Origin of the sequence: Paractinoplanes pyxinae (assembly GCF_026626335.1) — a bacterium.
In the GTDB taxonomy this organism is placed as follows: domain Bacteria; phylum Actinomycetota; class Actinomycetes; order Mycobacteriales; family Micromonosporaceae; genus Actinoplanes; species Actinoplanes pyxinae.
Window position 1 is genome coordinate 241,403 of sequence record NZ_JAPNTZ010000001.1, and the last position, 22,854, is coordinate 264,256.

General features: G+C 72.2%; 19 protein-coding genes. 11 read left to right on the forward strand and 8 right to left on the reverse strand.

All coding sequences use genetic code 11. The annotated features are described in order from the left end of the window. Nucleotides 1-36 precede the first annotated feature (36 nt). Together OWR29_RS01145 and OWR29_RS01150 are read left to right on the forward strand one after the other, a co-directional pair. The gene (locus OWR29_RS01145; protein ID WP_267560341.1) at nucleotides 37-159 is read left to right on the forward strand and encodes a hypothetical protein; all 123 of its coding nucleotides are present in this window, start codon (nucleotides 37-39) and stop codon (nucleotides 157-159) included. After that, the gene (locus OWR29_RS01150; protein WP_267560342.1) at nucleotides 156-1,268 is read left to right on the forward strand and encodes a winged helix DNA-binding domain-containing protein; all 1,113 of its coding nucleotides are present in this window, start codon (nucleotides 156-158) and stop codon (nucleotides 1,266-1,268) included. Before OWR29_RS01145 ends, OWR29_RS01150 begins: the two co-directional genes overlap by 4 nt. Here the strand turns inward: OWR29_RS01150 and OWR29_RS01155 are convergent. The 3 genes from OWR29_RS01155 to OWR29_RS01165 are packed head-to-tail and all read right to left on the reverse strand — an operon-like array spanning nucleotide 1,265 to nucleotide 3,287. Then, a complete protein-coding gene (locus OWR29_RS01155) occupies nucleotides 1,265-1,708 on the reverse strand; it encodes a cupin domain-containing protein (RefSeq protein ID WP_267560344.1) in 444 nt (147 codons plus the stop codon). The two genes, OWR29_RS01150 and OWR29_RS01155, sit on opposite strands and share 4 nt — an antisense overlap. Before the next feature lie 23 nt (nucleotides 1,709-1,731). Further along, nucleotides 1,732-2,496 (reverse strand): SDR family NAD(P)-dependent oxidoreductase, encoded by a 765-nt coding sequence (locus OWR29_RS01160; protein WP_267560345.1) that lies wholly within the window; start codon nucleotides 2,494-2,496, stop codon nucleotides 1,732-1,734. Beyond that, nucleotides 2,496-3,287 carry an alpha/beta hydrolase gene (locus OWR29_RS01165; RefSeq protein WP_267560346.1) on the reverse strand — a complete coding sequence of 264 codons (792 nt, stop codon included), beginning with the start codon at nucleotides 3,285-3,287 and terminating at the stop codon, nucleotides 2,496-2,498. Before OWR29_RS01165 ends, OWR29_RS01160 begins: the two co-directional genes overlap by 1 nt. A 101-nt stretch (nucleotides 3,288-3,388) precedes the next feature. Here OWR29_RS01165 and OWR29_RS01170 point away from each other — a divergent pair, with 101 nt between their 5' ends. From OWR29_RS01170 to OWR29_RS01205, 8 genes are all read left to right on the forward strand, one after another. Continuing rightward, nucleotides 3,389-6,145: an ATP-binding protein gene (locus tag OWR29_RS01170; RefSeq protein WP_267560347.1), complete on the forward strand. Its 2,757-nt coding sequence runs from the start codon at nucleotides 3,389-3,391 to the stop codon at nucleotides 6,143-6,145. 85 nt (nucleotides 6,146-6,230) lie between these two features. Next, entirely contained in the window at nucleotides 6,231-8,915 is a 2,685-nt protein-coding gene (locus OWR29_RS01175) for an ATP-binding protein (protein WP_267560348.1), read from the forward strand. A gap of 52 nt (nucleotides 8,916-8,967) precedes the next feature. After that, nucleotides 8,968-10,311: an FAD-binding oxidoreductase gene (locus tag OWR29_RS01180; protein WP_267560349.1), complete on the forward strand. Its 1,344-nt coding sequence runs from the start codon at nucleotides 8,968-8,970 to the stop codon at nucleotides 10,309-10,311. A gap of 120 nt (nucleotides 10,312-10,431) precedes the next feature. Beyond that, nucleotides 10,432-10,938 (forward strand): MarR family winged helix-turn-helix transcriptional regulator, encoded by a 507-nt coding sequence (locus OWR29_RS01185; protein ID WP_438872544.1) that lies wholly within the window; start codon nucleotides 10,432-10,434, stop codon nucleotides 10,936-10,938. Nucleotide 10,939: 1 nt separating this feature from the next. Beyond that, a complete protein-coding gene (locus OWR29_RS01190; protein WP_267560352.1) occupies nucleotides 10,940-11,764 on the forward strand; it encodes a helix-turn-helix transcriptional regulator in 825 nt (274 codons plus the stop codon). A gap of 189 nt (nucleotides 11,765-11,953) precedes the next feature. After that, entirely contained in the window at nucleotides 11,954-12,883 is a 930-nt protein-coding gene (locus OWR29_RS01195) for an NADP-dependent oxidoreductase (RefSeq protein WP_267560353.1), read from the forward strand. Between the two features lie 248 nt (nucleotides 12,884-13,131). Beyond that, entirely contained in the window at nucleotides 13,132-13,632 is a 501-nt protein-coding gene (locus OWR29_RS01200; protein ID WP_267560354.1) for a cupin domain-containing protein, read from the forward strand. Between the two features lie 116 nt (nucleotides 13,633-13,748). Then, entirely contained in the window at nucleotides 13,749-15,518 is a 1,770-nt protein-coding gene (locus tag OWR29_RS01205) for a DUF6055 domain-containing protein (RefSeq protein ID WP_267560356.1), read from the forward strand. An 872-nt stretch (nucleotides 15,519-16,390) separates the two neighbouring features. Here the strand turns inward: OWR29_RS01205 and OWR29_RS01210 are convergent. Beyond that, nucleotides 16,391-17,179, reverse strand: coding sequence for a CAP domain-containing protein (locus OWR29_RS01210; RefSeq protein ID WP_267560357.1), 789 nt, complete (start codon nucleotides 17,177-17,179; stop codon nucleotides 16,391-16,393). Nucleotides 17,180-17,369: 190 nt separating this feature from the next. On the opposite strand from OWR29_RS01210, the gene OWR29_RS01215 reads away from it, so the two are divergent. Continuing rightward, nucleotides 17,370-18,818 (forward strand): alkaline phosphatase PhoX, encoded by a 1,449-nt coding sequence (locus tag OWR29_RS01215; protein ID WP_267560358.1) that lies wholly within the window; start codon nucleotides 17,370-17,372, stop codon nucleotides 18,816-18,818. A gap of 2 nt (nucleotides 18,819-18,820) precedes the next feature. On the opposite strand, the gene OWR29_RS01220 is transcribed toward OWR29_RS01215, so the two are convergent. From OWR29_RS01220 to OWR29_RS01235, 4 genes are read right to left on the reverse strand one after another with little or no spacing between them, the layout of a single operon-like run. Next, nucleotides 18,821-19,912: an ABC transporter ATP-binding protein gene (locus OWR29_RS01220; RefSeq protein ID WP_267560359.1), complete on the reverse strand. Its 1,092-nt coding sequence runs from the start codon at nucleotides 19,910-19,912 to the stop codon at nucleotides 18,821-18,823. Beyond that, nucleotides 19,909-20,892, reverse strand: coding sequence for an ABC transporter ATP-binding protein (locus OWR29_RS01225; protein ID WP_267560360.1), 984 nt, complete (start codon nucleotides 20,890-20,892; stop codon nucleotides 19,909-19,911). The genes OWR29_RS01220 and OWR29_RS01225 overlap by 4 nt, the downstream gene beginning before the upstream one ends. A 6-nt stretch (nucleotides 20,893-20,898) precedes the next feature. Beyond that, complete coding sequence (locus tag OWR29_RS01230) at nucleotides 20,899-21,843, reverse strand: ABC transporter permease (protein WP_267560361.1); 945 nt, start codon at nucleotides 21,841-21,843, stop codon at nucleotides 20,899-20,901. Next, the gene (locus OWR29_RS01235) at nucleotides 21,840-22,847 is read right to left on the reverse strand and encodes an ABC transporter permease (RefSeq protein ID WP_267560362.1); all 1,008 of its coding nucleotides are present in this window, start codon (nucleotides 22,845-22,847) and stop codon (nucleotides 21,840-21,842) included. Before OWR29_RS01235 ends, OWR29_RS01230 begins: the two co-directional genes overlap by 4 nt. Nucleotides 22,848-22,854 lie beyond the last annotated feature (7 nt).

Genomic DNA, 22,854 nt, shown 5'->3' on the forward strand with positions numbered 1-22,854 from the left:
GGACGTGCTGGAGGGCGGCCGCCACGCCACGGCATCGTGCCGACCTTGGTCACCTCGTGGGGTGTCTTCGTCGCGCCGCTCACCGGAGAGCAGATCGGGGTGCTACGCCTGGATCCCGACGTCGAGAACATCGAGAAGATGGGCTGGGCCGGCCTGTGAAGTTGTCCCTGGATCAAGTGCTGTCGTGGCGGATGCGGCGGCAGTTCCTCGACCGGCCGAAGGGCGTGTCGACCGAGCAGATCGTCGAGCGGCTGGTCGGCGTGCAGGCGCAGGTCGCGTCGGCGGCCGAGCAGGCTGTCGGCGTGCGGCACCCGGCGTCGGCCGCCACGGGAGAGGCGCTGCGGAACCGGAAACTGATCCGGGTGTGGGCGATGCGCGGCACGCTGCACCTGCTCACCCCGGACGACGCGGCCGCCGGCCTGAGCCTGATCGCCGCCGCCCGGACGTGGGAGAAGGGGGCCTGGCAGAAGACGTTCGCCACCGCCGCCCAGGTCGCCGAGATCGCCGACGCGGCCCGGGAGGTGCTGCACGGTGAGGTTCTGACCCGGGAGCAGCTGGCGGCGCGGATCCTCGAGCGCACCCGCGACGACTCGCTCGCCGAACTGCTGGGGTCCGGCTGGGGCGCCGTGCTGAAGCCGCTGGCCTGGCAGGGCTTGCTGTGCCACGGGCCGAGCGAGGGCAACAAAATCACGTTCACCAGCCCCGCGACGTGGATCGATGGCTGGAACGGGCTGCCCGAGCCGGACGAGGCGGCCCAGCGGGTCATCCCGGCCTATCTCGGCGCGTACGGACCGGCCACATCGGACACCTTCGACCAGTGGCTTATCCGCGGCGCGTCGAAGAAGGCCGCCCTGAGGAAGTGGTTCGCCTCCCTCACCGACGCGGGCGTGCTGACCGAGGTCACCGTCGACGGCCGGGCCGCGTACGCGCGTACGAAGGACCTCGACGACCTGGCCGCAACCGAACCGTTCACCGGAGTGCGGTTGCTGCCCGCCTTCGACCAGTTCGTGCTCGGCCCCGGCACCAAGAACGAGGAGATCATCGCGCCGGAACGCCGGCCCCTGATCAGCAAGGCCGCCGGCTGGATCTCGCCCGTCGTGGTCAGCGGCGGGAGGGTGGCCGGCACCTGGGAGGCCGGCGACAACGGTTTCAGCGTGACCCTGTTTCCCGAGGCCGGCGCCGTTTTGCGCAAAGACCTGAAGGCCGAGGCCGGCCGGATGGCGAAGCTCGCCGGCATCCGGCCGGACCTGACGGTGACGACTGCTTAGCCGATCGGCGGGGGACCGGCCACGTGGACGCGGTAGGTGTCGGCCGAGGCGAGGATCGCGCCGATGTCGAACTCGGCCGGGGCGTCGTCGACGTTCGCGACCGGGGAGCCGTTGCCGGTGAACCAGTTCTCGACGTGGCCGGGGGCGAACACGGCGGCCAGCTTGGCCTTGTCGCTGCGGACGAGGTAGCTGTGGGCCACCCCGCGCGGGCCGTGGGCGGCCTGGCCGGGCTCGAGGTCGAACTTCTGGTCGCCGACGAAGAAGCTCACCTTGCCGTCCAGGACGATCCAGACCTCGTCCTCGTTGTCGTGGATGTGCATGGGCGGGGCGTGGCCGGCGATGTCGGTGAACTCCATGACCGACACGGCGCCGCCGGTCGCCTCGCCGGGCACGAGGACCCGGACCTGGCCGCCGAGGAACCAGAAGGGCAGATCGGACATTTTCTCTCCAGGGCAGGGAACGATCAGAGGGTGCTGACTAGGCCGCCGTCGATGGCGAAGTTCGAGCCGGTGATGTTGGCGGCGCGGGAGCCGGCCAGATAGACGACCAGGTCGGCGACCTCCTCGGGACGGGTGAAACGGCCGAGGACCGAGTCGCCCGCCGCGCCGGCGGCCACGGCCTTGGGGTCGGCGCCGGTGGCCTTCGCGACGGATTCGGCCACCCCGCCCTCGCCCAGCCACAGCGCGGTGGCGACCGGGCCCGGGCTGACCGTGTTGACCCGGATGCCCTTCGGGCCGTACTCCTTGGACAGCGACTTGCACAGGCTGGCCAGCGCCGCCTTGGCCGCGCTGTAGTCGACGACCAGCGGGTCGGGCAGGACGGCGTTGACCGAGCCGACCGTGACGATGCTGCCGCTCCCGCGCTCGACCATGCCGGGGAGCACGGCGCGGGTCATGCGTACGGACGTCAGCAGATTGACTTCCAGGGTCGCGGCCCAGTCCTCGTCGGTCACCGACAGGAACCCGCCGGTACGCGGCCGCACTGCGCCGACGTTGTTGACCAGCACATCGACCTCTTTCAAGGAAGAGAGGATCGCGGAAGGCGCCTGCGGATCGGTGAGGTCGGCGAGGACCGAGGTCACCCGGCCGGTCTCCGCCAGCTCCTTCAGCTCGGCCGATCCGCCCTTCGAAACCGCCGTCACCGAGTAGCCCTCGGCGGCCAGGGCGGCCGTGACGGCCAGCCCGATGCCCCGGCTGGCGCCGGTGACGATCGCAGTGCCGCCGGACATCACAGGCCCTGCCGCCGCAGCCAGGTCAGCGCGGTGTCGGCGACCTCGCGCCACCCGCTGTCGATGGTCAGCGAGTGGCCCTTGTCCGGGAACTCGGTGATGTCGGTGACGGCCTCGGAGTGCCGGTACTGCTTGAGTGTGGCCCGGGTGACCGCCTCGGGCACGGTGTGGTCCTTGCCGCCGGTCATCAGCAGCAGCGGGCCGCGCGACTGGTTGTCCGTGTCGACCTTGGCCGGCGAGTGCGGGTCGAAGTTGGCCGCGGCCGCCTCGAACAGCGGCTTGCCGGGGGCGGGGATCGTCCACTTCTCGAACAGCGCGTCGGATTCCTCGGCCGGGATCGCGTTGCCGAAGGCGAACCGGAACTGCTCGGCCGTCAGTGACACCGCGCGGTGCTTGTTGGCCGGGTTCTTGAACACCGGCAGGGTGGCCCGCAGCGCCGACAGCGGCAGCGGCAGCACGCCCTTGATCTGAGCGGCGTCGATCGCCACGGCGGCCCGGCCCAGGTCCTGTCCGAGCAGCTTCTGGGCGATCATGCCGCCGAACGAGTGGCCGATGAGGATCGGGGCCTCGTCCAGCCCACGGATGATCTTGGCGAAGTGCTCGACCACGTCGTCGATGCCGTGGTCGGCGATGCTCTCGGGGGTCTCGCGGGCCTCGGCCACGGTGTCGGGGTCGCCGGGCCAGCCGGGGGCGATCGGCGCGTACCCCTCGGCGCGGAACATCTCGATCCAGGGTTCCCACGAGGTCGCGTGCAGCCACAGGCCGTGGATGAAGATCACTGGTGTCGTCATGGCGTCAGGACACCAGTCGTTCGGGCAGATCGAATCAGGGAAAGACCACAGTTTGGGAGCGCTCCTTGCGCCGTCCGATCGGGGATTCCTAAGGTCGACCGGTGACCAGCGGTGAGGCCACGCCGCTGTTCGTCGGCCGGGCGGGCGAGACTGAGCGCCTGCGGGCCTGCGCCGACGAGGTCCGGGCGGGCGGTTCCCGGCTGGCCGTGGTCGAGGGTGAGGCCGGCATCGGCAAGAGCGCCCTGCTGCGCAGCTTCTCCTCGACGCTCGGCGACTTCACGGTTCTGTGGGCGACCGCCGATGCGTCCGAGACCGATTTCCCGTACGGCGTGATCGGCCAACTGACGAGGCGGGCCGGCCGCGACGTGGCGCTCCGGTTCCCGCTGCTGTCCGAGCCCGCGGCCGGCTCGACCCCTCACGTCATCGGCGGCCAGCTGCTCCTGCTGCTGGGCGAGCTGCAGCAGCCGGGCCGCCCGGTGGCCGTGATCGTGGACGACCTGCAGTGGGCCGACCGCGCGTCGACCCAGACCCTCGGCTTCGTGCTGCGCCGCCTGTGGTCCGACAGCGTGCTGACGATCCTGGCCACCCGGCCCGCCGCCGAATCGGCCGACGAGTCGCTCGACCGGCTGCTGCACTCCTCGGACCAGGCGACCCGGATCGACCTCGGCGGCCTGGGCCAGGACGACGTCGCGCGGCTGGCCGCGGCGATGATCGACGGCCCGCTCACGCCGGGCCTGAGCGACCGGCTGCGCGACTACACCCGCGGCCACCCGCTGCACCTGCGCACGGTGCTGACCGAGGTGCCGGCCGACGTGCTGCGCGACGACGCGGTCCGGCGGTGGCCGGTGCCGCGCTCGCTGCTGGTGGCCATCAACGCCCAGCTCGACCGCCTGCCCGCCGAGTCGCGTGAGCTGCTGGAGGCGCTGGCCGTGCTGGACGCCCGGGTGCCGCTGTCGACGGCCGGCCGCCTGGCCGACCTGCCCGACCCGGCCCACGCGCTCGGCCCCGCGCTCGCCGCCGGGCTGGCCGTGTGGTGGCCGAACGAGCCGCAGAGCCCGGTCGCACTGGTCCACACCCTGCAGCGGGACGCCATCTACGACGCGCTCAGCCCGGAACGGCGGCGCACCCTGCACGCCGGCGCGGCCGGTCTGGTCGGCACGGCCGCGAGCTGGAGCCACCGCGTCGCGGCCGCCACCACCACCGACGAGGGCCTGGCGGCCGAGCTCGAACAGGCCGGGATGCGGGAGGCCGCGGCCGGGCGCAACGCCATCGCCGCCACCCGCCTGCGCTGGGCGTCGGCCCTCTCGCCCGGCCGCGACGACCGGGAGCGACGGCTGCTCACCTCGTGCGCCCAGTCGCTGCTGACCCTGCGGGCGGACGGCGCCCTGCCGCTGCGGCCGCAGGTCGAGGACTGCGCGCCGGGCCCGCTGCGCAGCTGCGTCCTGGGGATCATGGACATGATGACGGGCCGGATCCCCACCGCCGAGGAGCACCTGAACGAGGCCTGGCGCGAGGCCGGCACCGGCTGGGTGGCCGCCCTGGCCGGCCTGTTCCTGGCTCAGATCACCATCGCGAGCGGCCGCGGCGCCGACACGGTCGAGATCGCGCGGCGCACGCTGGCCGCCGGTGACCTCGACCCGGCCACCACCGACCTGACCCGGGCGCTGCTGGCCACCGGGCGGATGTGGCACCTCGGTCCGCGCGCGGCTCTGGGTGATCTCACGCATCTGCCGGTGGAGAGCTACGACGTACGCGATGACAACCTCGACACCCTGGCCACGCGCGGGGTGATGCGGCTGTTCCTGGGCCGCCTGCCCGGGGCGCGGGCCGACCTGCGCACCGTCGCGTTGCGGGACCAGCAGGGCGCGAGTTCCCGGCTCGGCCCGGCCACCCTGGCCCTGCAGTCGGTCGTGCACTACCTGGCCGGCGAATGGGCCGAGAGCGAGTCCGCCGCCGACCGGGCCCGGGCCGTCGCCGCCTCCCAGGACCAGCTGGCCTTCGACGCGGCGGGCCGGTTCGCCGCCGTCTGCGTCGACGCCGGCCGGGGCGAGTGGGAGCGGGCTCAGGGCCGCCTCGACGAGCTGTCGCGCATCGTGCAGACGTTCGGGTCGCCGCCCGACATCGTCTACTCGTCGCTGGCCGCGGCGACCGTGGCCCAGGCCCGGGCCGACTCCGGGGCGATACACCGATCGCTGCAGCCACTGCTCGACGAGTCGGGCCCGCGGTTCCGGCCCTTCCGGCTGTGGCAGCAGTCGCTGCTGGTCGAGGCGCTGACCGGGGAGGGACAGATCGACGCGGCCGACGCCGTGCTGAGCGACCTGCGGGCCGGGCACGATCCCGGCGGCTATCTGCGGGACGTCGTGGCGCGGCTCGCCGGGCAGGTCGCCGAGGCCCGCAACCGCCCCCGGGACGCCGTCGAGATCTATCGGAGCGCGCTCGCCGTCGAGGTCGACGCCGACACCGCGCCCCTCTACCGGGCCATGCTCGAGCACGCGTACGGGAAACTGCTGCTGGCCACCGGGTCGGCCTCCCGCCGCGCCGCCGCGACCTGGCTGACCCGGGCCCACCGCCGGTTCAGCACGCTCCGGGCCGTGCCGTTCCAGCAGCGCTGCGAGCAGGACCTGACCGTGGCCGGGCTGACCGCGGCCGAGAGCGACCCCGCCCGCCCGCTCACGCTGACCGAGCGCGAGCTGTCGGTGGCCCACGTCATCGCCAACGGGCGGACCAACCAGGAGGCCGCGGCCGAGCTCTACGTCAGCCAGAAGACCGTCGAGTATCACCTGTCGCGCATCTACGCCAAGCTCGGCATCTCGTCGCGCCGCCGGCTCGCCGACGCCCTGCGCGCCCAGGACGCGTAGCGCCCCTAGGGCCGCGGTTTAGGGTCGTTCCCTGGCGTGCCCGGGCGGTGCCCGATGGTCCCCTGGTGCGGGGGGTGGTGCCGCGATGGGGTTCATCGGCCGTCACCATGAACAGCAAGTGCTGGCTGATCTGCTGGCCGGAGTCCGCGACGGGCGCAGCGGCACGCTGGTCGTCGTGGGCGAGCCCGGCAGCGGCAAGACGAGCCTGCTTGACCGGGTGGCCGCGAGCTGCCCGGACGTCCGGGTGGTGCCGATCGCCGGGGCCGAGCCGGAGAGCTGCCTCGGGTACGCGGCCCTGCACCGGCTGCTGAGGCCGTGGCTGGGCGGCATCGACGCGCTGCCGGAGCCGCAACGGGAGGCCCTGCGGACGGCCTTCGGCCACACCGCGGGCGGCACGACCGACCGCTATCTGGTCGGCATGGCCGCGCTCACGGTGCTGGCCGAGGCGTCCACGCCGGAACCGCTGCTGTGCGTGATCGACGACGCGCAGTGGCTGGACCGGGAGTCGGCCGACGCCCTCGCCTTCGTCGCCCGTCGCCTGCACGCCGAGGCCCTGGGTCTGCTGTTCGCCACCCGGCCGGACGGCCCGGCGCCGGTCGGCGATCTGCCCACGCTGACCCTGTCCGGACTGCCCGAAGAGGACGCCCGCAGCCTGCTCGCGGCCGGCGTGGCCGGTCGCCTCGACGACGAGGTGGCAGCGACGCTCGTGGCCGGGTCCGGCGGCAACCCGCTGGCCCTGACCGAACTGGCCCGCACGCTCAGCGCCGGGCAACTGGCCGGCCTCGTCCCCCTGCCCAGGCCGCTGCCGGCGGGCGTACGGCTGGAAACGCACTTCCAGCAGCAGATCCGGCCGCTTCCCGCCGAGACCCGGTTGCTGCTGCTGCTCGTCTCGGCCGCGCCGCCGGGCGACCCGTCGCTGCTGTGGCGGGCCGCCGCCCATCTCGGCATCGCCGCCGACCACATGGACCGGGCGCTGGCCGAGGGCATCCTGACCGCCGCGCTCGACTTCCGGCACCCGCTGATCCGCTCGGCCGTGTACCGCGGAGCCGAGGCGGCCGACCGGCGGCTCGTCCACGCGGCGCTGGCTGCCGCGTACGACTCCGCGCTCGACGCCGACCGGCACGCGTGGCACCGCGCGCAGGCCACCATCGGGCTCGACGAGCAGGTGGCCGCGCAGCTGGAGCAGGCCTCGGAACGGGCCCGGTCCCGCGGCGGTCACGCCGAGCAGGCCGCCTTCCTGGCCCGCGCGGCCGACCTCTCGCCCGACCCCCGCGCGCAGGCCGCCCGCCTGGTCGCGGCGGCCCGGGCCCACCTGGTGCTGGGCGACCCGGACGCGGCGGGCCGGATGCTCGACCGCGCCGAGCCCGGCCTCGACCGTCCCGTGCCGCGGGCGCTGGCCCGGCAGGCCCGGGCGACCGCCGAGATGTACGCGGGTCAGTACGCCAACGCGCCCGGCATCCTGCTGGAGGCGGCGAAATCGATCGCCGCCCTGGACGCCGCGCTGGCCCGGAAGATGATGTTCGAGGCGATGCAGGTCGTCCTGATCACCGACGACCACGCCACCATGCTCGAGATCGCCCGCAGCGTGCTGGACATGCCGGCTGCCCGGCCGGATCGGGTCACGTACGCCGACCTGTTCCTGGTCGGCTGCGCCACGCGCCTCGCGGGCGACTACGTCAACGCCGTGCCGTTGCTGCGTGAGGCGCTGGCCGCGGACGAAACCCTGGTCGAGGACGGCCCGCCGCTCGCCGTCATCAGCTTCCTCGCCGCCGACGACCTGTGGGACGAGGAAGCCGGCCGGCGGATGTGGAACGAGCTCGAAGCGTACGACCGCCGCAGCGGCGCCCTGGGCACGCTGCGGACCACTCTGGCGGTCGGGGTGGCCTGGGAGCTCAGGGCGGGCCGGTTCGACGCGGCCGAAGCGCTCCAGGACGAGGCGGCCGACCTCTCGAAGGTGCTCGGTCCGCTCCTGGTCGGCGGCGTCGAGCGGATCGAGCTGCTGGCCTGGCGCGGCCGGGAGGACGAGGTGCGGTCCCTCGCGGCCGGCGCGACCGGGCTCGGCTTCCTCGTCCGCAACTCGCTGGCCGTGCTGGAGATCAGCCTGGGCCGGTATCCGGAGGCGCTGGACTGTCTGCGGCCCTCGCTGGAGCGCGACAAGCCCGGCGCCGCGACCCGGTCGCTGCACGAGATCGTCGAGGCTGGAGTGCGCAGCGGCGACCATCAGGCGGCGAAGGCGGCGCTCGTCCGCTTGGAGGAACGGGCCCCGGCCAGCGGCACGCCCTGGGGCCTGGGCCTGCTGGCCCGCTGCCGCGCTCTGATGGCCGACGACGACCAGGCCGAGCCGCACTACCGCGAATCGATCGCATTATTGACTCGTACGCACATCAGGACCGAACTGGCGCGGAGTCACCTGCTCTATGGCGAATGGCTGCGCCGGCGCCGCCGCCGAGCCGACGCCCGCGCCCAGCTGCGCACCGCCCACGACATGTTCACCCGCATGGGCGCCACCGCCTTCGCCGGCCGCGCCCGGACCGAGCTGCAGGCCACCGGCGAGCGCCCCCGCTCCCGCGACGACCGCGCCGACCGCGACCTGACCCCGCAGGAACGCCAGGTGGCCGGCCTGGCCGCGGCCGGGGCGACCAACAGCGAGATCGCCGCCCGCCTGTTCCTCAGCACCTCCACCGTCGAGTACCACCTGACCCGCATCTTCCGGAAGCTGTCCATCACCTCCCGCCGCAAGCTGGCCACCGCCCTGCGCGAGACCGCCTGACCTGTCGTGTTGGTGACGGCACGATCGGTGACCGGGAGGCTAGGGTCCGGCCATGACGGACTCAGGGGCCGTGCGGGCGTTGCGGGACAGGCTGGGGGAGCGGCTGATCGCTCCCGGCGACGGCGGGTTCGACGCCGCCCGGCGGGTGTGGAACGCCGACGTGGAAAGGCATCCGGCTCTGATCGGCCGATGCGCGGACGCCGATGAGGTGAGCGCGGTGGTCCGGGTGGCGCGCGACGAGGGGCGGCCGCTTTCCGTACGGGCCGGGGGCCACGATTGGGCCGGGCGGGCGCTGCGCGACGGCGGGATGGTCGTCGACCTCACCGGCATGCGCGGCGTGACCGTCGACCCGGACGGCCGCGTTGCCACCGTCCAGGGTGGAGCCTTGTCGTCCGACCTGATCGCGGCCGCGGCGCCGCACGGGCTGGTCGCCACGACCGGGGTGGTCAGCGGGGTCGGGCTGGCCGGGCTGACCACCGGGGGCGGGTACGGGCCGCTGATCGGCCGGTTCGGGCTGGCCGCGGACAACCTGCTGAGCGCCGACGTGGTGCTGGCCGACGGCCGTACGGTGGTGGCCGGACCGGAGGCGGATGCCGACCTGTGGTGGGCGCTGCGCGGCGGCGGGGGCAACTTCGGCGTCGTGACCAGCCTGCGGCTCCGGCTGCACGAGCTGCCCTCGATCCTGGCCGGCATCCTGCTGTTCCCGCCGGACGAGGGGCCGGCCGTGCTCAACGGCTACGCCGAGATCGTGGCCACCGGGCCCGACGAGCTGACCGTCATGACCGGCTTCCTGCCCGGTCCCGGTGGGCCGATGGCCTTCCTGTGCCCGTTCTGGTGCGGCGACGACCAGGCCGCGGGCGAGCGCCTGATCGGGCGGCTGCGGTCGCTGGGCCGCCCGGTGGTCGACCGGATCGAGCCCATGCCGTACGCGGCGGCGCTGCGCATGTTCGACGCCAACATCGTCGAGGGCACGCACTGCCTGCTGCGCAGCCGCTGGCTGGCCTCCGTGTCGTCGCACGCGGCCGAGGCGCTGACCTCTGCGGCGTACGGAGTGACCTCGCCCTTCTCGGCCCTGGTGGTGAACCACTTCCACGGCGCGGCGGCCAAGGCCGACCCGGCCGGGACGGCGTTCGCCCACCGCGTGCCGCACCACCCGATCGAGATCATCGCCACCTGGACCCCGGGCGAGCCGGCCGACCGGCATCGCGACTGGGCCGACTCGGTCGCCGCGGCCCTCGACCCGGTGGCCCTGCCCGGCGGCTACCCGAATCTGCTCGGGCCGGAGGACGACGCGCGGGCCCGGGACTCGTTCGGCGGCAACCTGGGCCGCCTGCTCGACCTGAAACGCCGCTACGACCCGGACGCCGTCTTCTCGGCGATCCCGGCCCTGCTCTGACGCCGGCGTCGACCTGCTCTGACGCCGGCCCCGGCCCTGTTCTGACGCCGGCCCCGGCCCTGTTCTGACGCCGGCCCCGGCCCTGGTTGCTTCGAGCTCGAAGCACGTAGGATGGCCGGCGTGACCGACCCGACGCCTGGCCTGAACTCCGAGCAGCTCGGCGCGTACTTCGCCCTGACCGAGGTCAGCAGCCTGCTGCAGTACGCCGTCGACGAGCATCTGCGGTCGGCCGGCGACCTGAGCTACGTGCAGTTTCAGATCCTGGCCCGGCTGGTGCACGTCCCGGGTGGCAAGCTGCGGATGACCGACCTGGCCGACGGCGTGGTCTACAGCCGCAGCGGGCTCACCTACCAGGCCGGGCTGCTCGACAAGCGCGGGCTGATCACCCGCTCGCCCTCGCCGGACGACGAGCGCAGCGTCATCGTGACGGTCACCGACGCCGGCCGCGACCTGATCGCCCGGGTCCTCCCCGAGCACGCCGAAAGGGTGCGGCAGCTGCTGTTCGAGCCGATGAACGGCCAGGATCTGGCCGCCCTGAGCGCGATCCTGGGCCGGGTGCGCGAGCACATGCGGGCCACGCCGCCCCGGTCGGCCAAGCCCCGCGCCGCGCGCGGCCGCGGCAACTGACATGGACCGGGCGTTGCTGGCCGACTTCCTGCGGGCGCGGCGCGAGGCGCTGCAACCCGAGGACGTCGGGCTGCCCCGGGGCGCCCGGCGGCGGACCGGCGGGCTGCGGCGCGAGGAGGTCGCGGCGCTGTCCGGGGTGTCGACCGACTACTACGGCCGGATCGAGCAGCAGCGCGGCCCGATGCCGTCCGAGCAGGTGCTGGCCGCGCTGGCCCGGGCCCTGCAGCTGAGCCTGGGCGAACGCGACCACCTGTTCGACCTGGGCGGGCACCCGGCGCCGCGGCGGATCGTGGACGACGACCACGTCAGCCCGGCCATGATGCGCATCGTCCAGCGGCTCTCCGACACCCCGGCCGTGGTCTTCAACCAGTTCGGTCAGTGCCTGCTGCAGACGCCGCCGGCGGTGGCGCTGTTCGGCGACTACACCCGGTTCACCGGCATGGCCCGCTACCTGGTGTACCGGTGGTTCACCGACCCGCAGCAGCGCGCGCTCTATCCGTCCGAGGACCACGACGTGCGCGGGCGCGTCTTCACGGTCGAGCTCCGGACGGCGTACACGGCCGACCCGACCGGCCGGGCCGGCGAGATCGTCGCGGCGCTGCTGGAGGTCAGCGAGGAGTTCGCCGAGGTGTGGCGGCGGCACGAGGTGGACGTCACCCACCACCACGACCTCAAGCGCTACCGGCACCCCGAGCTGGGCGAGCTCGAGCTGTACGGGCAACGCCTGATCGACCCCGAACAGGCTCAGGAACTACTCGTCTTCTCGGCCGTGCCGGGCACGCCGAGCCACGAGAAGCTGCAGCTGCTGGCGGGCGTGCGGCGCTGATCCCCGGACGACTTGTCCGTGGATAAGTTCGACCTTCATCCGGCCTTCCCGGCACGCGAAGCTCGATGAGCAAGAGCGGCCGCGGATGCGAGCCGGCTCACATCCCGGAAGTGTTGCTTCGAATCCGAAGCATGCTACGGTCTGAATGTGCTTCGAAAACGAAGCAACTGAGAGAGGCGAGGGATCCCCATGAAGGCAGTGCGTTTCCACGAGTACGGCGACCCGTCAGTCCTGCGGTACGAGGACGCCGAGCAGCCCGTCGCCGGCCCCGGCCAGGTGCTGATCCGGGTCGCGGCCACGACGTTCAACGGCATCGACGGCAACATCCGCGGCGGCTACATGCAGGGCCCGATCCCGGTCACGCTGCCGCACACGCCGGGCATCGACGTCGCCGGCACGGTCGAGGCGCTGGGCGAGGGCGTGACCGGCTTTCAGCCCGGCGACCAGGTGATCGGGTTCCTGCCGATGACCGGTGCGGGCGCGTCGGCCGAGTACGTCGTCGCCCCGGCCGAGATCCTGGCGACCGCGCCCACCGGCATCCCGCTGGCCGACGCGGCGGCACTGCCGGCCGTGGGGCTCACCGCCTTTCAAGCGCTGTTCGACCACGCAGGGCTCAAGAGCGGGCAGCGGGTGCTGATCAACGGCGCCGGCGGGGCCGTCGGCGGGTACGCGGTGCAGCTGGCCAAGCGGGCCGGCGCGCACGTGATCGCCGTGGCCGGCCCGCACAGCGCGGCGCGGGCCCAGGGCGCGGACGAGATCATCGACCACTCGGCCGTGGAGGTGACCGCGGCGGTGAGCGAGCCGGTCGACGTGGTGCTCAACCTGGCGCCGATCGAGCCCGCGCAGCTGGCCGCGCTGCTGGGCCTCGTGCGCGACGGCGGCGTCCTGGTCAGCACCACGGTGTGGATGCCCGCCCCCAGCGACGAGGAGCGCGGCGTACGGGGAATCGACCTGTTCGTCCGCAGCGACGCCGCCCAGCTGGCCGAGCTCGTGAAGCTGGTCGACGCGGGGGAGTTGCGGGTCGATGTCGCCCGCCGGGTGCCGCTGGCCGAGCTGCCGTCGGTTCACGCCGAGGCCGCCCAGGGCGGCGTGCACGGCAAGGTCGTCATCGTCGCCTGAGTTCCGTTCCGCCCGCTCGCCCTGCCCGCTCGCCCTGCCCGCTCGCTCGCCCTGCCCGCTCGCTCGCCCTGTCCGGCCCGGCTCGGCCCGGCTCGGCTCGGCTCGGCCCGGCCCGGCCCGGCCCGGCCCGCGAATCTGTCCGGCGCGCGTGCGTGTTCGTCCGGCCCACCCGCGAGTTCGTCTTGCTTGTCCGTGAGTTCGTTCTGCCCATCCGCGAGCTCGTTCTGCCCACCCGCGAAGGAGACACCGTGCTTCCCGACGACAACCCCGCCCGGTCGCTGACCGTGGCCAACCCGGACGACCCGGCCACCACGTTCATCTCGCTGGTCGGCAACACCTACGCCATGCTGATCACCGGCGAGCAGACCGACGGCAAGTACTGTCTGATCGACATGCGCGTCCCCGACGGCGGCGGCCCGCCCCCGCACCGGCACGACTTCGAAGAGATGTTCACGATCCTCGAGGGCGAGATCGAGTTCACGTTCCGCGGCGAGAAGCACGTCGTCCGGGCCGGGTCCACGATCAACATTCCGGCCAACGCCCCGCACAACTTCCGCAACGCCTCCGGGGCGCCGGCCCGCATGCTCTGCATGTGCACCCCGGCCGGCCAGGACGAGTACTTCATGCGCATCGGCGACCGCGTCGCGAGCCAGGACGCGCCTCCGCCGCAGCTCTCCGAGGCCGAGATGCTGGAGCGTCGCAAGCGCGCGGCCGAACTGGCCTCGACCTATCGCAGCGAATTCCTCTGAGCCGCCCACCTGCACAGGGAGCGCTCCCACCTTTTCTTAAGCATTGATGAACGCCGATTGCCGAAACCGTTTTCGGTGATTACCGTGAGCCGTCCTGACAAAGGATGGTGATGGTGATGAATGTTCTTCGTCGGCGTCTGCTCGGCTCGGCCGCCGCGGCGGTGGTGCTGGCCGGTGCGTTGTCCGCACTGCCGCCGGGGCCGGCCGCCGCGGTCGGTTCGTTGCCGGCTGCCGCGGCGGCCAAGACCGTTTACATACCGGCCCGGTGGACGCAGACCGGCGAGGTGCCGTGGGCGGCCAACCGCACCCGCGAGTCGAACAACTTCATCCTGCTGTGGGGCGAGAAGTCGGGCACCGACCCGGCGGCCGCGCCCTCGCCGTACAAGTTCGACGCCGGCAACATCATCACGCAGCTCGAGAACCTGTACTCGTTCTACGTCAACACGATGCAGTTCACGCCCGAGCAGGGACTGCTGGCCCAGCACAAGATCATCGTGATCGTCACCAACACGTGGAACCGCACCGAGCTCAACGCCTGGGCCACCGGCGGCTCGGTCGACGGGCGGGTCGGCGTCATCAACATCGACCCGCGGGCGGCCCTGCCCGGCTCGTGGGGACTGGCCCACGAACTGGGGCACGTCTTCCAGAACTACACGTTCCTCGGACGCTCCGGCTATGGCTTCACCGACGCGAGCGCGGGCACGTTCTGGGAGACGACGGCCGAGTTCATGGCCATGCAGGCGCTGCCGACCACGGCCGCCGGTGACCTGAGCCGGTGGCTGCGCTCCGAGAACCTGTACTACAGCTCGAGCCGCCATCACTACGGCAACTGGATGCTTCTGCAGTACATCAAGGACCGGGACGGGCTCGCGATGGTCAACCGCATCTGGAACGAGGCCCGCAACACCGAGCACCCCCTCGAGACGTACCGCCGCGTCGCCGGCATCACCCAGGCCGAGCTCAACCGGCGCGTCGGCGAATACGCATCCCGTACGGCGACGTACGACTTCGGCAACCGGTCGACACTGATGCCGTTCATAAACAACGTGTACGGCGCCGGCTTCCTCAACAACGCGTACAACGGCGGCAACGTCGAGGCGGTCGACCAGTCGCTCGGGCACTACCGCATCAACGCCCGCGTCGCCCCGTCCGACTACGGCTTCAACAAGATCAAGCTGGTGCCCGCCACCGATGGCGGCCTGGTGCGGATCCGGCTCAAGGGCCACGCCGAGACCGGCGCCACCGGCTGGACGTACGGGCTGGTCGCCGTCCGCAACGGCACCCCGCGTTACTCGCCGCTCGTCACCGGCACCGACGGCCAGCTCTCGTTCCAGCTGCAGTCCGGCGAACGCGACGTGTGGCTTGTCGTCACGGCCACCCCCACCGCCGTGCCGCACTACGCTTTCCTCGACGGCTACAACAAAGCCCGTCGTTTCCCGTACGAGTTCCGTCTCACCGGCGCGACGCCGTCGGGCTTCGAAGCGGGCTACGTGAAGCCGGCCGCCACCAACGGAGGCCGCTGGCACCCCAACGGCGGCGGCTGGGTGGCCGCCAACGCCAACGTAGCCGCCACCGCCTACGTAGGCCCGAAGGCCGCCGTGATGGCCGGCACCGTAACCGGCAACGCCCGCATCGAAGGCCTGGCCTGGATAAACGGCGGAACAGTAGGAGGCAACGCCGTCGTGAAGGACAACGCCCTGATCCAGTCCGGCGCCAACCTGACCGGCAACGTGGTAGTCGGCGGCGACGCCGAATTCGCCACCCCCTGCAGCTCCGGCACCTACTTGGCCTTCAACCCCAACCGCCGCTGCGACGGCGCCCCCGGCGAATCCGACATCAACCCGTCCTTCACCACCTTCCCCAGCGCCGAACTGGCGCTCAACTGAGCGAAAGCGGGCCGGCAACCCCGGCCCGCTCACCGGTTGCTCACTGCTCGCCGGTCGCCACGGCGCCTGCGCCGGTTGTTCGCCGCTCGCCAGCTATCCCGGCCCGCTCGCCGGTGACAGTGGGCCCGTTGCCGGTCGCGTCGGTCCGCGCGGGTCGTTTCGGTCCGAGCAGGTGGTGGGCTTGCGCCGGTCGTTCGTTCGCTCGCTGGCTATGCCGACCGCTCGTCGGTGATGGGGGATCCGTTGCCGGTCGTGTCGGCTCGCGCTGGTCGTCTTGGACCGCGCGGATGGTGTGGGCTCCCGCCGGTCGGTCGCCCGCTCATCGGCCATGCCGGCGCGTTCGCCGGTGACAGTGAGACCGTTACCGGTGACGCCGGCCTGCGCTAGTCGTCTCGGTCGACATCGGTGGTGCGGGTCCGCGCCAGTCGTTCGCCCGCTCCCTTGTCGTCCCGACCTGTGCCGGCCATCTCGAATCGCTCGGGCCACCCCGGGCCGCTCACCGGTGCCCGGCTCGCGCCGCCTATTCCGGCCCGCCCGCCGGTCGTCGGGCTCGCGCTCGTCGTAACGACTGGTGTCGGCCCGGCCCGCGTCGGCCGTCTCAGCCGTCGCCGATCACCCCGGCCCGGTTGCCGGCTACAGCAGCCCGCTTCCGGGCCACGGCAACGCAGCTTTCGCGAAGTGCAGGTCGCAGGGCCGGCCGCTCGCGAAGGGCGAGTCATAGTGACCCGGCCACTCGCCAAGTGCGGATCGCGGCGGCCCGGCCTCTCGCGAAGTGCGGATCGATGTAGCCCTGTTCGCGAAATGCGCATCAGAGCGGCCCGGCCGCTCGCGAAGGTGGACTACAGCGGCCCGGGCCCGCCGCGGGGTGCGGGTCAGAGGGGCGACGCGAAGTTCTGGGTCCAGTAGCGGGTGCCCTTGCCGGACTTCGTCACGCCGACGCCGATGTTCTTGTAGCCGCAGTTCAGGATGTTGGCCTTGTGGCCGGCGCTGTTCATCCAGCCTTCCATGACTGCGGCCGGGGTCTGGTAGCCGGCCGCGACGTTCTCGGCCACGCCGCCCCAGCGGTAGCCCTCGGCCGACACTCGGTCGCCCATCGAAGCTTCGCCGGGCAGCTGGTGGGACATCGTCTCCTGCGCGGCCTGCCGGTCGGAGTGTTTCTTGGCCGAGCGGTGCAGGCGGGCGTCGCCGGTCAGGGCGCCGCAGCCGGCCTTCGAACGTTCGGCGTTGACCAGGCGGATCACCTCGGTCACGGTGTCCGAGCTGCCGCCTTCGGGGGCGGGGGGCTGGGTGGTCGGCGTCTTCGTCTTCGTCGGCGACTTGGTCGGGCGCTTGGTCGTCTTGGTCCGGGTCGGCCGGGGCGCGGCGGTGGTGGGCTTCGCCGTGGGGGTGGGGGTGGGCTTGGCCGTGGTGGTCGTGCTGGGGGACGGGCTGGCGGTCGGTGACGAGGACGGCGGCAGCGGGTCGGCGGCGAGTTCCGTCTCGAGGTCCGGGCCGGGCGTGGCGTTCAGGGGCTCCGCGTCGACGGGGGCGGACGCGGCCGTACGAGAGTCGTCCGACGAGGACCGCGCCACGGCGATGCCGGCGGAGCTGGCCCCGATCACCCCGACCGCGACGGCGATCAGCAGGACGGGTCGGAGGCTGCGGCGGGCGTGGGCGGGCACGGTGAATCTCCTCGGGCGTGGGGGTGGAGATCCAAGTATCTGCATCCGCGCCGGTCCCGGCCCGAAGCTAAGGAACCCTTAAAGATCCGCTCAGCGGACCTTAACGCCACCCGGATTCTTCACGCCGATATCGCCCGCCGGACGCCCGCGCGGGCTATCGGTGTCGATCCATGTGCGTTGACTGGGCGCCATGCCTGCTTCACGTCGCACCTTTCTGGCCGGTGGCGCCGCCGCCGGTGTCGGCCTGGCCGTCGCCGGGAGCGTCCCGTCCCTCGCCCAAGCCCACCCGAGCCGTCCGCCGGCCCCGGGCGGCCACGTCCCGTTCCCGCCGCTCGTCGACGACCCGAACGGCATCCTGGCCCTGCCCGCGGGTTTCCGCTACGCGGTCGTCACCCGCACCGGGGTCACCCGCCTCGACCACGGCCAGGGTGTCACCCCGTCCGACCACGACGGCATGGCCGTCTTCGACGCCGGCCGCGGCCGGTACACGCTGATCCAGAACCATGAGAACGACCCGGGCGCCGAGTTCGGCGTGCCGCACGTCCGGGGCACCGTCTACGACCCGGGCGCCCTCGACTCCGGCGGCTGCACGGTGATCACCACCGACCGGGCCGGGCGCAACCTGGGCGAGTTCGTGGCCATCAGCGGCACCGTGTCCAACTGCGCCGGCGGCCCGACCCCGTGGGGCACGTGGCTGACCTGCGAGGAGACCGAGGATCGGGCCGGGGACAAGTGGGAGGAGAGCGGCCGTACGGGCGTCTTCCAGAAGGACCACGGCTACGTCTTCGAGGTGTGGGCCGACGGCAGCTCCGACCCGCGGCCGATCAAATGCCTGGGCCGGTACGCCCATGAGGCGCTGGCCATCGACAAGGACCGCACCCACATCTACCTGTCCGAGGACGCCGACCAGCCCAACGGCCTGTTCTACCGCTGGACCGCGCCGCGGGGCGTCAAGGTGGGCCCGAAGGTGCTGACCCGCCTGCCCGCGGACGCCGGTGTGCTGGCCGCCATGCAGATCATCATGGACGACGGCTCGGTGCTGCCCGACGTCGCGTACCTGACGTCGGCCCAGCTCGGGCGGCCGTTCCCCGTACGGTGGAAGGAAGTTCCCGAGCGGGACGCGCGCACCAAGCCCGTACGCGAGCAGTTCGCCGACGGTGAGGTGACCCGCGGCCGCAAGTTCGAGGGCGTGTGGGGCACCGACGACGGTGTGTACGTCGTCAACTCGTACGCGTGGGAAGACGGCGAACTGCCGGCCGACGCCGCCCCGCACGACGGCATGGTGTGGTTCTACCACTACCGCAACCAGACGATTCAGCTCGTCACGTACTTCCCGCACCAGGTCACGGCCGAGGAGGGCGCCCCGGCCAGGTACACCGACCTGACCTTCGACGGCCCGGACAACGTCACCGTCACCCCGTGGGGCAGCCTGGTGCTGGCCGAGGACGGCGCCGGCGCGTCGCACGTGCTGAGCTCGTTCCCGGGCGGCCCGACCTACGCGATCGCCCGCAACCAGCTCAACGACTCCGAGTTCACCGGGCCGGCGTTCACCGACGACGGCCGTGTCCTCTTCGTCAACATGCAGGACCCGGGCCTGACGCTGGCCATCACCGGCCCGTGGGAGAAGTACCTCGGCTGATCTCAGGGCGTCGGAAGGTCACCCTGGGTGGGGATGAGTTCCGCGTCGACGGCCGCGTCCCCGGCGGGGCGCACCAGTTCGGCGCGGACCTCGTGCGGCCGCAGCTCGCCGCTGAGGATCTGCTCGGCGAAGTGGCAGGCCACCCGCTGCCCGGAGTCGTCGAACACGCGCAGCTCGGGACGCTCCTCGGCACATCGGATCTGCGACCAGGGACAGCGCGTGCGGAACCGGCATCCGCTGGGCGGGTTGGCCGGCGACGGCAGGTCGCCGGCCAGCAGGATCCGCTCGCGCCTGTCCTCGACCAGCGGGTCGGGGATGGGCACGGCCGAGAGCAGGGCTTTCGTGTACGGGTGGAGGGGGCGCTCGTACAGCTGGTCCGCAGTGGCCTCTTCCACCAGCGATCCCAGATACATGACTCCGATGGTGTCGGAGATGTGCCGGATCACGGCCAGGTCGTGCGCGATCACCAGATAGGTCAGCCCCAGCGATTCCTGCAGGTCGTCCAGCAGGTTGACCACCTGGGCCTGGATCGACACGTCGAGCGCGGACACCGGCTCGTCGGCCACGATCAGCTCGGGGTCGAGCACCAGGGCCCGGGCGATGCCGATCCGCTGCCGCTGCCCGCCGGAGAACTCGTGCGGATACTTGCTCAGCGCCGACGCCGGCAACCCGACCGAGTCCAGGGTGGACCGCAGCTTCTCGTGCATGGAGGTCCGCAGGCCGTGCGCCTTCAGCCCCTCGATGAGCAATGACTCGACCGACTGCCGGGGGTCGAGGCTGGACATCGGGTCCTGGAACACCATCTGCATGCGGCGGCGGAACAGGCGCATCCGCTCGCCGCTGAGCGCGCGGACGTCGGTGCCGTCGAAGGTGATGCCGCCGCTGGTCGGCTCGACCAGGCGCAGCAGGCCGCGGCCCAGCGTGGACTTGCCGCACCCGGACTCGCCGACCAGGCCGTACGTCTCGCCGCGCTTGATTTTCAAGGAGACACCGTCGACGGCGTAGACGTAGCCGACCGTACGGTCGAAAAGCAGTCCGCTCTTGATCGGGAAGTGGACCTTCAGGTCGTCGATCTCGACCAGGGCGTCGCTCACGCGGGCACCTCCTGCGGTACGGGGTTCGTGCACCGCAGCGCGCCGCCGCGGAAGGTCGGCTCGAGCGGCACGGTCTCGCCGATGCAGTCGTCGATCACCCGGTCGCACCGCGGGGCGAACGCGCACCCCTCCGACCACGGGATGTTGTCGCTGACCGAGCCGCGGATCTGGTGCAGCCGCTCGCCCCGGTCGACGTCGAGGCGGGGCACCGACTGCAACAACCCGTGCGTGTACGGATGTCGTGGCTCGGCGAACAGCTGGTGGCGGTAGGCCCGCTCGACCACCTTGCCCGCGTAGAGCACGTTGACCGTGTCGCACAGACCGGCCACCACCCCGAGGTCGTGGGTGATCATCACCAGCGCCGTGCCCGAGTCGTCGACCAGCTCCTTGAGCAGCGTCAGGATCTGGGCCTGGATGGTCACGTCGAGCGCCGTGGTCGGCTCGTCGGCGATCAGCAGGCGCGGCTTGCAGGCCAGGGCGATGGCGATCAGGGCCCGCTGCCGCATGCCGCCCGAGAGCTGGTGCGGGAACTCGTCGAGCCGCCGGTCCGGGTCGGGGATGCCGACCGCGTCGAGCAGGTCGCGAGCCTGTTTCAAGGCCGCCTTGCGGGTGCGGCCCTGGTGGCGTTCCAGCACCTCGGCCACCTGCAGGCCGAGCGGGATGACCGGGTTCAGCGACGACAACGGGTCCTGGAAGATCATGCCGATGTCCCGCCCGCGCCAGTCGCGCAGGTCTTGCGGGCGCAGCTTCAGCAGGTCGGTCTCGTCGAACCGGACCTCGCCGGTGACCTTGTTGCCGCGGCGGGGGAGCAGTCCCATGATGGCCAGGCTGGTCACCGACTTGCCGCAGCCGGACTCGCCGACCAGCCCGACCGTCTGGCCCGGCTCCACCGTGAAGCTCACGCCGTCGACGGCTCGGACAGGCCGGGTGCCCTTGCGCTGGAAGACCACCGACAGATCGCGTACGTCGAGAAGGGGCATCTCAGATCACCGCCGGTTCTTCGGGTCGAGCGCCTCACGGATGCTCTCGCCGAGCAGCGTGAAGCCGAGGGCGACGAGGATGATGGCCAGGGCCGGGTAGTAGGCCAGTTCCGGGCGTACCTCGAAATAGCGCACGCCGTCCACGCCCAGCATCAGCCCCCACTCGGCCCGGTTGATGTCCGGGTCGCCCAGGCCCAGGAACGACAGGGCGGCCGCGTCCAGGATGGCCACCGCGAACGTCAGTGTGGCCTGCACGATGACCGCGGTCAGCGAGTTCGGCAGCATGTGCCGGGACACGATGTGCCGCTGCTTCACGCCGAGCGCGCGGGCGGCCAGCACGTGGTCGCTCTCGCGCTGGGCCAGCATCGACCCGCGCAGGAGCCGGGCGAAGATGGGCACGTTGACGATGGCCACCGCGACGATCACCGTCCACTGCGACGACTCGCGGGCCAGGGCGACCAGCGTGATCGCCAGCAGCAGGCTGGGCAGGGCCAGCATGACGTCGGTCAGGCGCATGACCACCGCGTCGACCCAGCCGCCGACCGCTCCCGCGACCGCCCCCAGCAGCACGCCCGCCAGCAGGCCGATGAGCGTGGCCAGGACGCCCACGAACAGCGTCTGGCGGGCGCCGTAGATCATCCGGGACGCGAAGTCGCGGCCCAGCGGGTCGCTGCCCAGCGGGTGCCCGGCCTGGGCGCCGGGGATGGTGTCCACGGTCAGGTTCTGGGTCAGCTCGGGGAAACGCTGCACCGGGTCGTGCGGCGCCACCAGCGGGGCGAAGATCGCGATGATCAGGAACAGCACGATGATCGCGGCCCCGACGATCGCGGTCGGGTTGCGCACCAGCCGGCGGCCGGCGTCGCGGAGCAGGCTGACCCCGCCCGCGTCGGACGTGTGGGCGATGAGCTCGTCGATGCGGCGGCGCTTGACGTCGGACAGGGCCCGGGTCATCGCACACGCACCCTCGGGTCGATCACCGCGTACGAGAGGTCGACCACCAGATTGACCACGATGAAGACGACGGCGGCCAGCAGGATCAGCGCCTGCAGCACCGGATAGTCCCGGCTGCCGCTGATCGAGTCGGTGATCAAAGTGCCCAGCCCGCCCCAGTTGTAGACCTTCTCGGTGAGCACCGCGCCCGCCAGCAACGCCCCGGTCTGCAGGCCGATGATGGTGACCACCGGCAACAGCGCGTTCCGCAGCACGTGCCGCTTGCGGATCGTGGGACTGCGCAGCCCCTTGGCGTCGGCGGTGCGGATGTAGTCCTCGTCCAGCACGTCGAGCACGCTGGCCCGGGTGATCCGGATGATGATGGCCAGTGGGATCGTGGCCAGGGTGACGGCCGGCAGCACCAAATGCCACAGGGCGTCGGCCGAGGCGTCCAGTTCCCGGGTCAGCAGCCCGTCCAGCACGAAGAACCCGGTCACGTCGGTGTTGTCCAGGCCGGTGCTGATCCGGCCCGAGGGCGGGAACACGTGCACGCCCTGGGTCAGCCAGTCCTTGAGCAGGTAGCCCAGGAAGAAGATGGGGATCGAGATGCCGACCAGGGTGACGATGATCGTCGCGTTGTCGAGCACCCGGCCGCGGTGCCGGGCGGCCAGGTAGCCGAGCGGGACGCCCAGCCCGATCGCGATGATGATCGCCGCGACCGCCAGCTCGACGGTCGCCGGGAAAGCCCGCCCGATCACCTCGGTGACGGGCTCGCCGGTGCGGATGGAGTTGCCGAAGTTGCCGGTGACCACGTTTTGCAGGAACTTGCCGTACTGGACCCAGATCGGCTGGTCGTAGCCGAGGGCCCGGGTTAGCAGCTCACGGGTCTGTGGGGTCGCGCGTTCACCGAGCAACGCGTCGACCGGTCCGCCGGGCAGGCTGCGCAGCCAGAAGAACACCAAAGTGGTCAGGGCGAGCAGCGTGACTGCCAGTTGGACCAGCCGACGCGAGATGACTCTCAGCATGGATCGG

What these genes read in the sequence shown, in the direction of transcription:
- OWR29_RS01175 (WP_267560348.1), top strand. Translation starts at nt 6,231, where the DNA reads ATGGGGTTCATCGGCCGTCACCATGAACAGCAAGTGCTGGCTGATCTG.
- OWR29_RS01165 (WP_267560346.1), bottom strand. Translation starts at nt 3,287, where the DNA reads ATGACGACACCAGTGATCTTCATCCACGGCCTGTGGCTGCACGCGACC.
- OWR29_RS01205 (WP_267560356.1), top strand. Translation starts at nt 13,749, where the DNA reads ATGAATGTTCTTCGTCGGCGTCTGCTCGGCTCGGCCGCCGCGGCGGTG.
- OWR29_RS01195 (WP_267560353.1), top strand. Translation starts at nt 11,954, where the DNA reads ATGAAGGCAGTGCGTTTCCACGAGTACGGCGACCCGTCAGTCCTGCGG.
- OWR29_RS01230 (WP_267560361.1), bottom strand. Translation starts at nt 21,843, where the DNA reads ATGACCCGGGCCCTGTCCGACGTCAAGCGCCGCCGCATCGACGAGCTC.
- OWR29_RS01190 (WP_267560352.1), top strand. Translation starts at nt 10,940, where the DNA reads ATGGACCGGGCGTTGCTGGCCGACTTCCTGCGGGCGCGGCGCGAGGCG.
- OWR29_RS01155 (WP_267560344.1), bottom strand. Translation starts at nt 1,708, where the DNA reads ATGTCCGATCTGCCCTTCTGGTTCCTCGGCGGCCAGGTCCGGGTCCTC.
- OWR29_RS01215 (WP_267560358.1), top strand. Translation starts at nt 17,370, where the DNA reads ATGCCTGCTTCACGTCGCACCTTTCTGGCCGGTGGCGCCGCCGCCGGT.
- OWR29_RS01225 (WP_267560360.1), bottom strand. Translation starts at nt 20,892, where the DNA reads ATGCCCCTTCTCGACGTACGCGATCTGTCGGTGGTCTTCCAGCGCAAG.
- OWR29_RS01235 (WP_267560362.1), bottom strand. Translation starts at nt 22,847, where the DNA reads ATGCTGAGAGTCATCTCGCGTCGGCTGGTCCAACTGGCAGTCACGCTG.
- OWR29_RS01160 (WP_267560345.1), bottom strand. Translation starts at nt 2,496, where the DNA reads ATGTCCGGCGGCACTGCGATCGTCACCGGCGCCAGCCGGGGCATCGGG.
- OWR29_RS01180 (WP_267560349.1), top strand. Translation starts at nt 8,968, where the DNA reads ATGACGGACTCAGGGGCCGTGCGGGCGTTGCGGGACAGGCTGGGGGAG.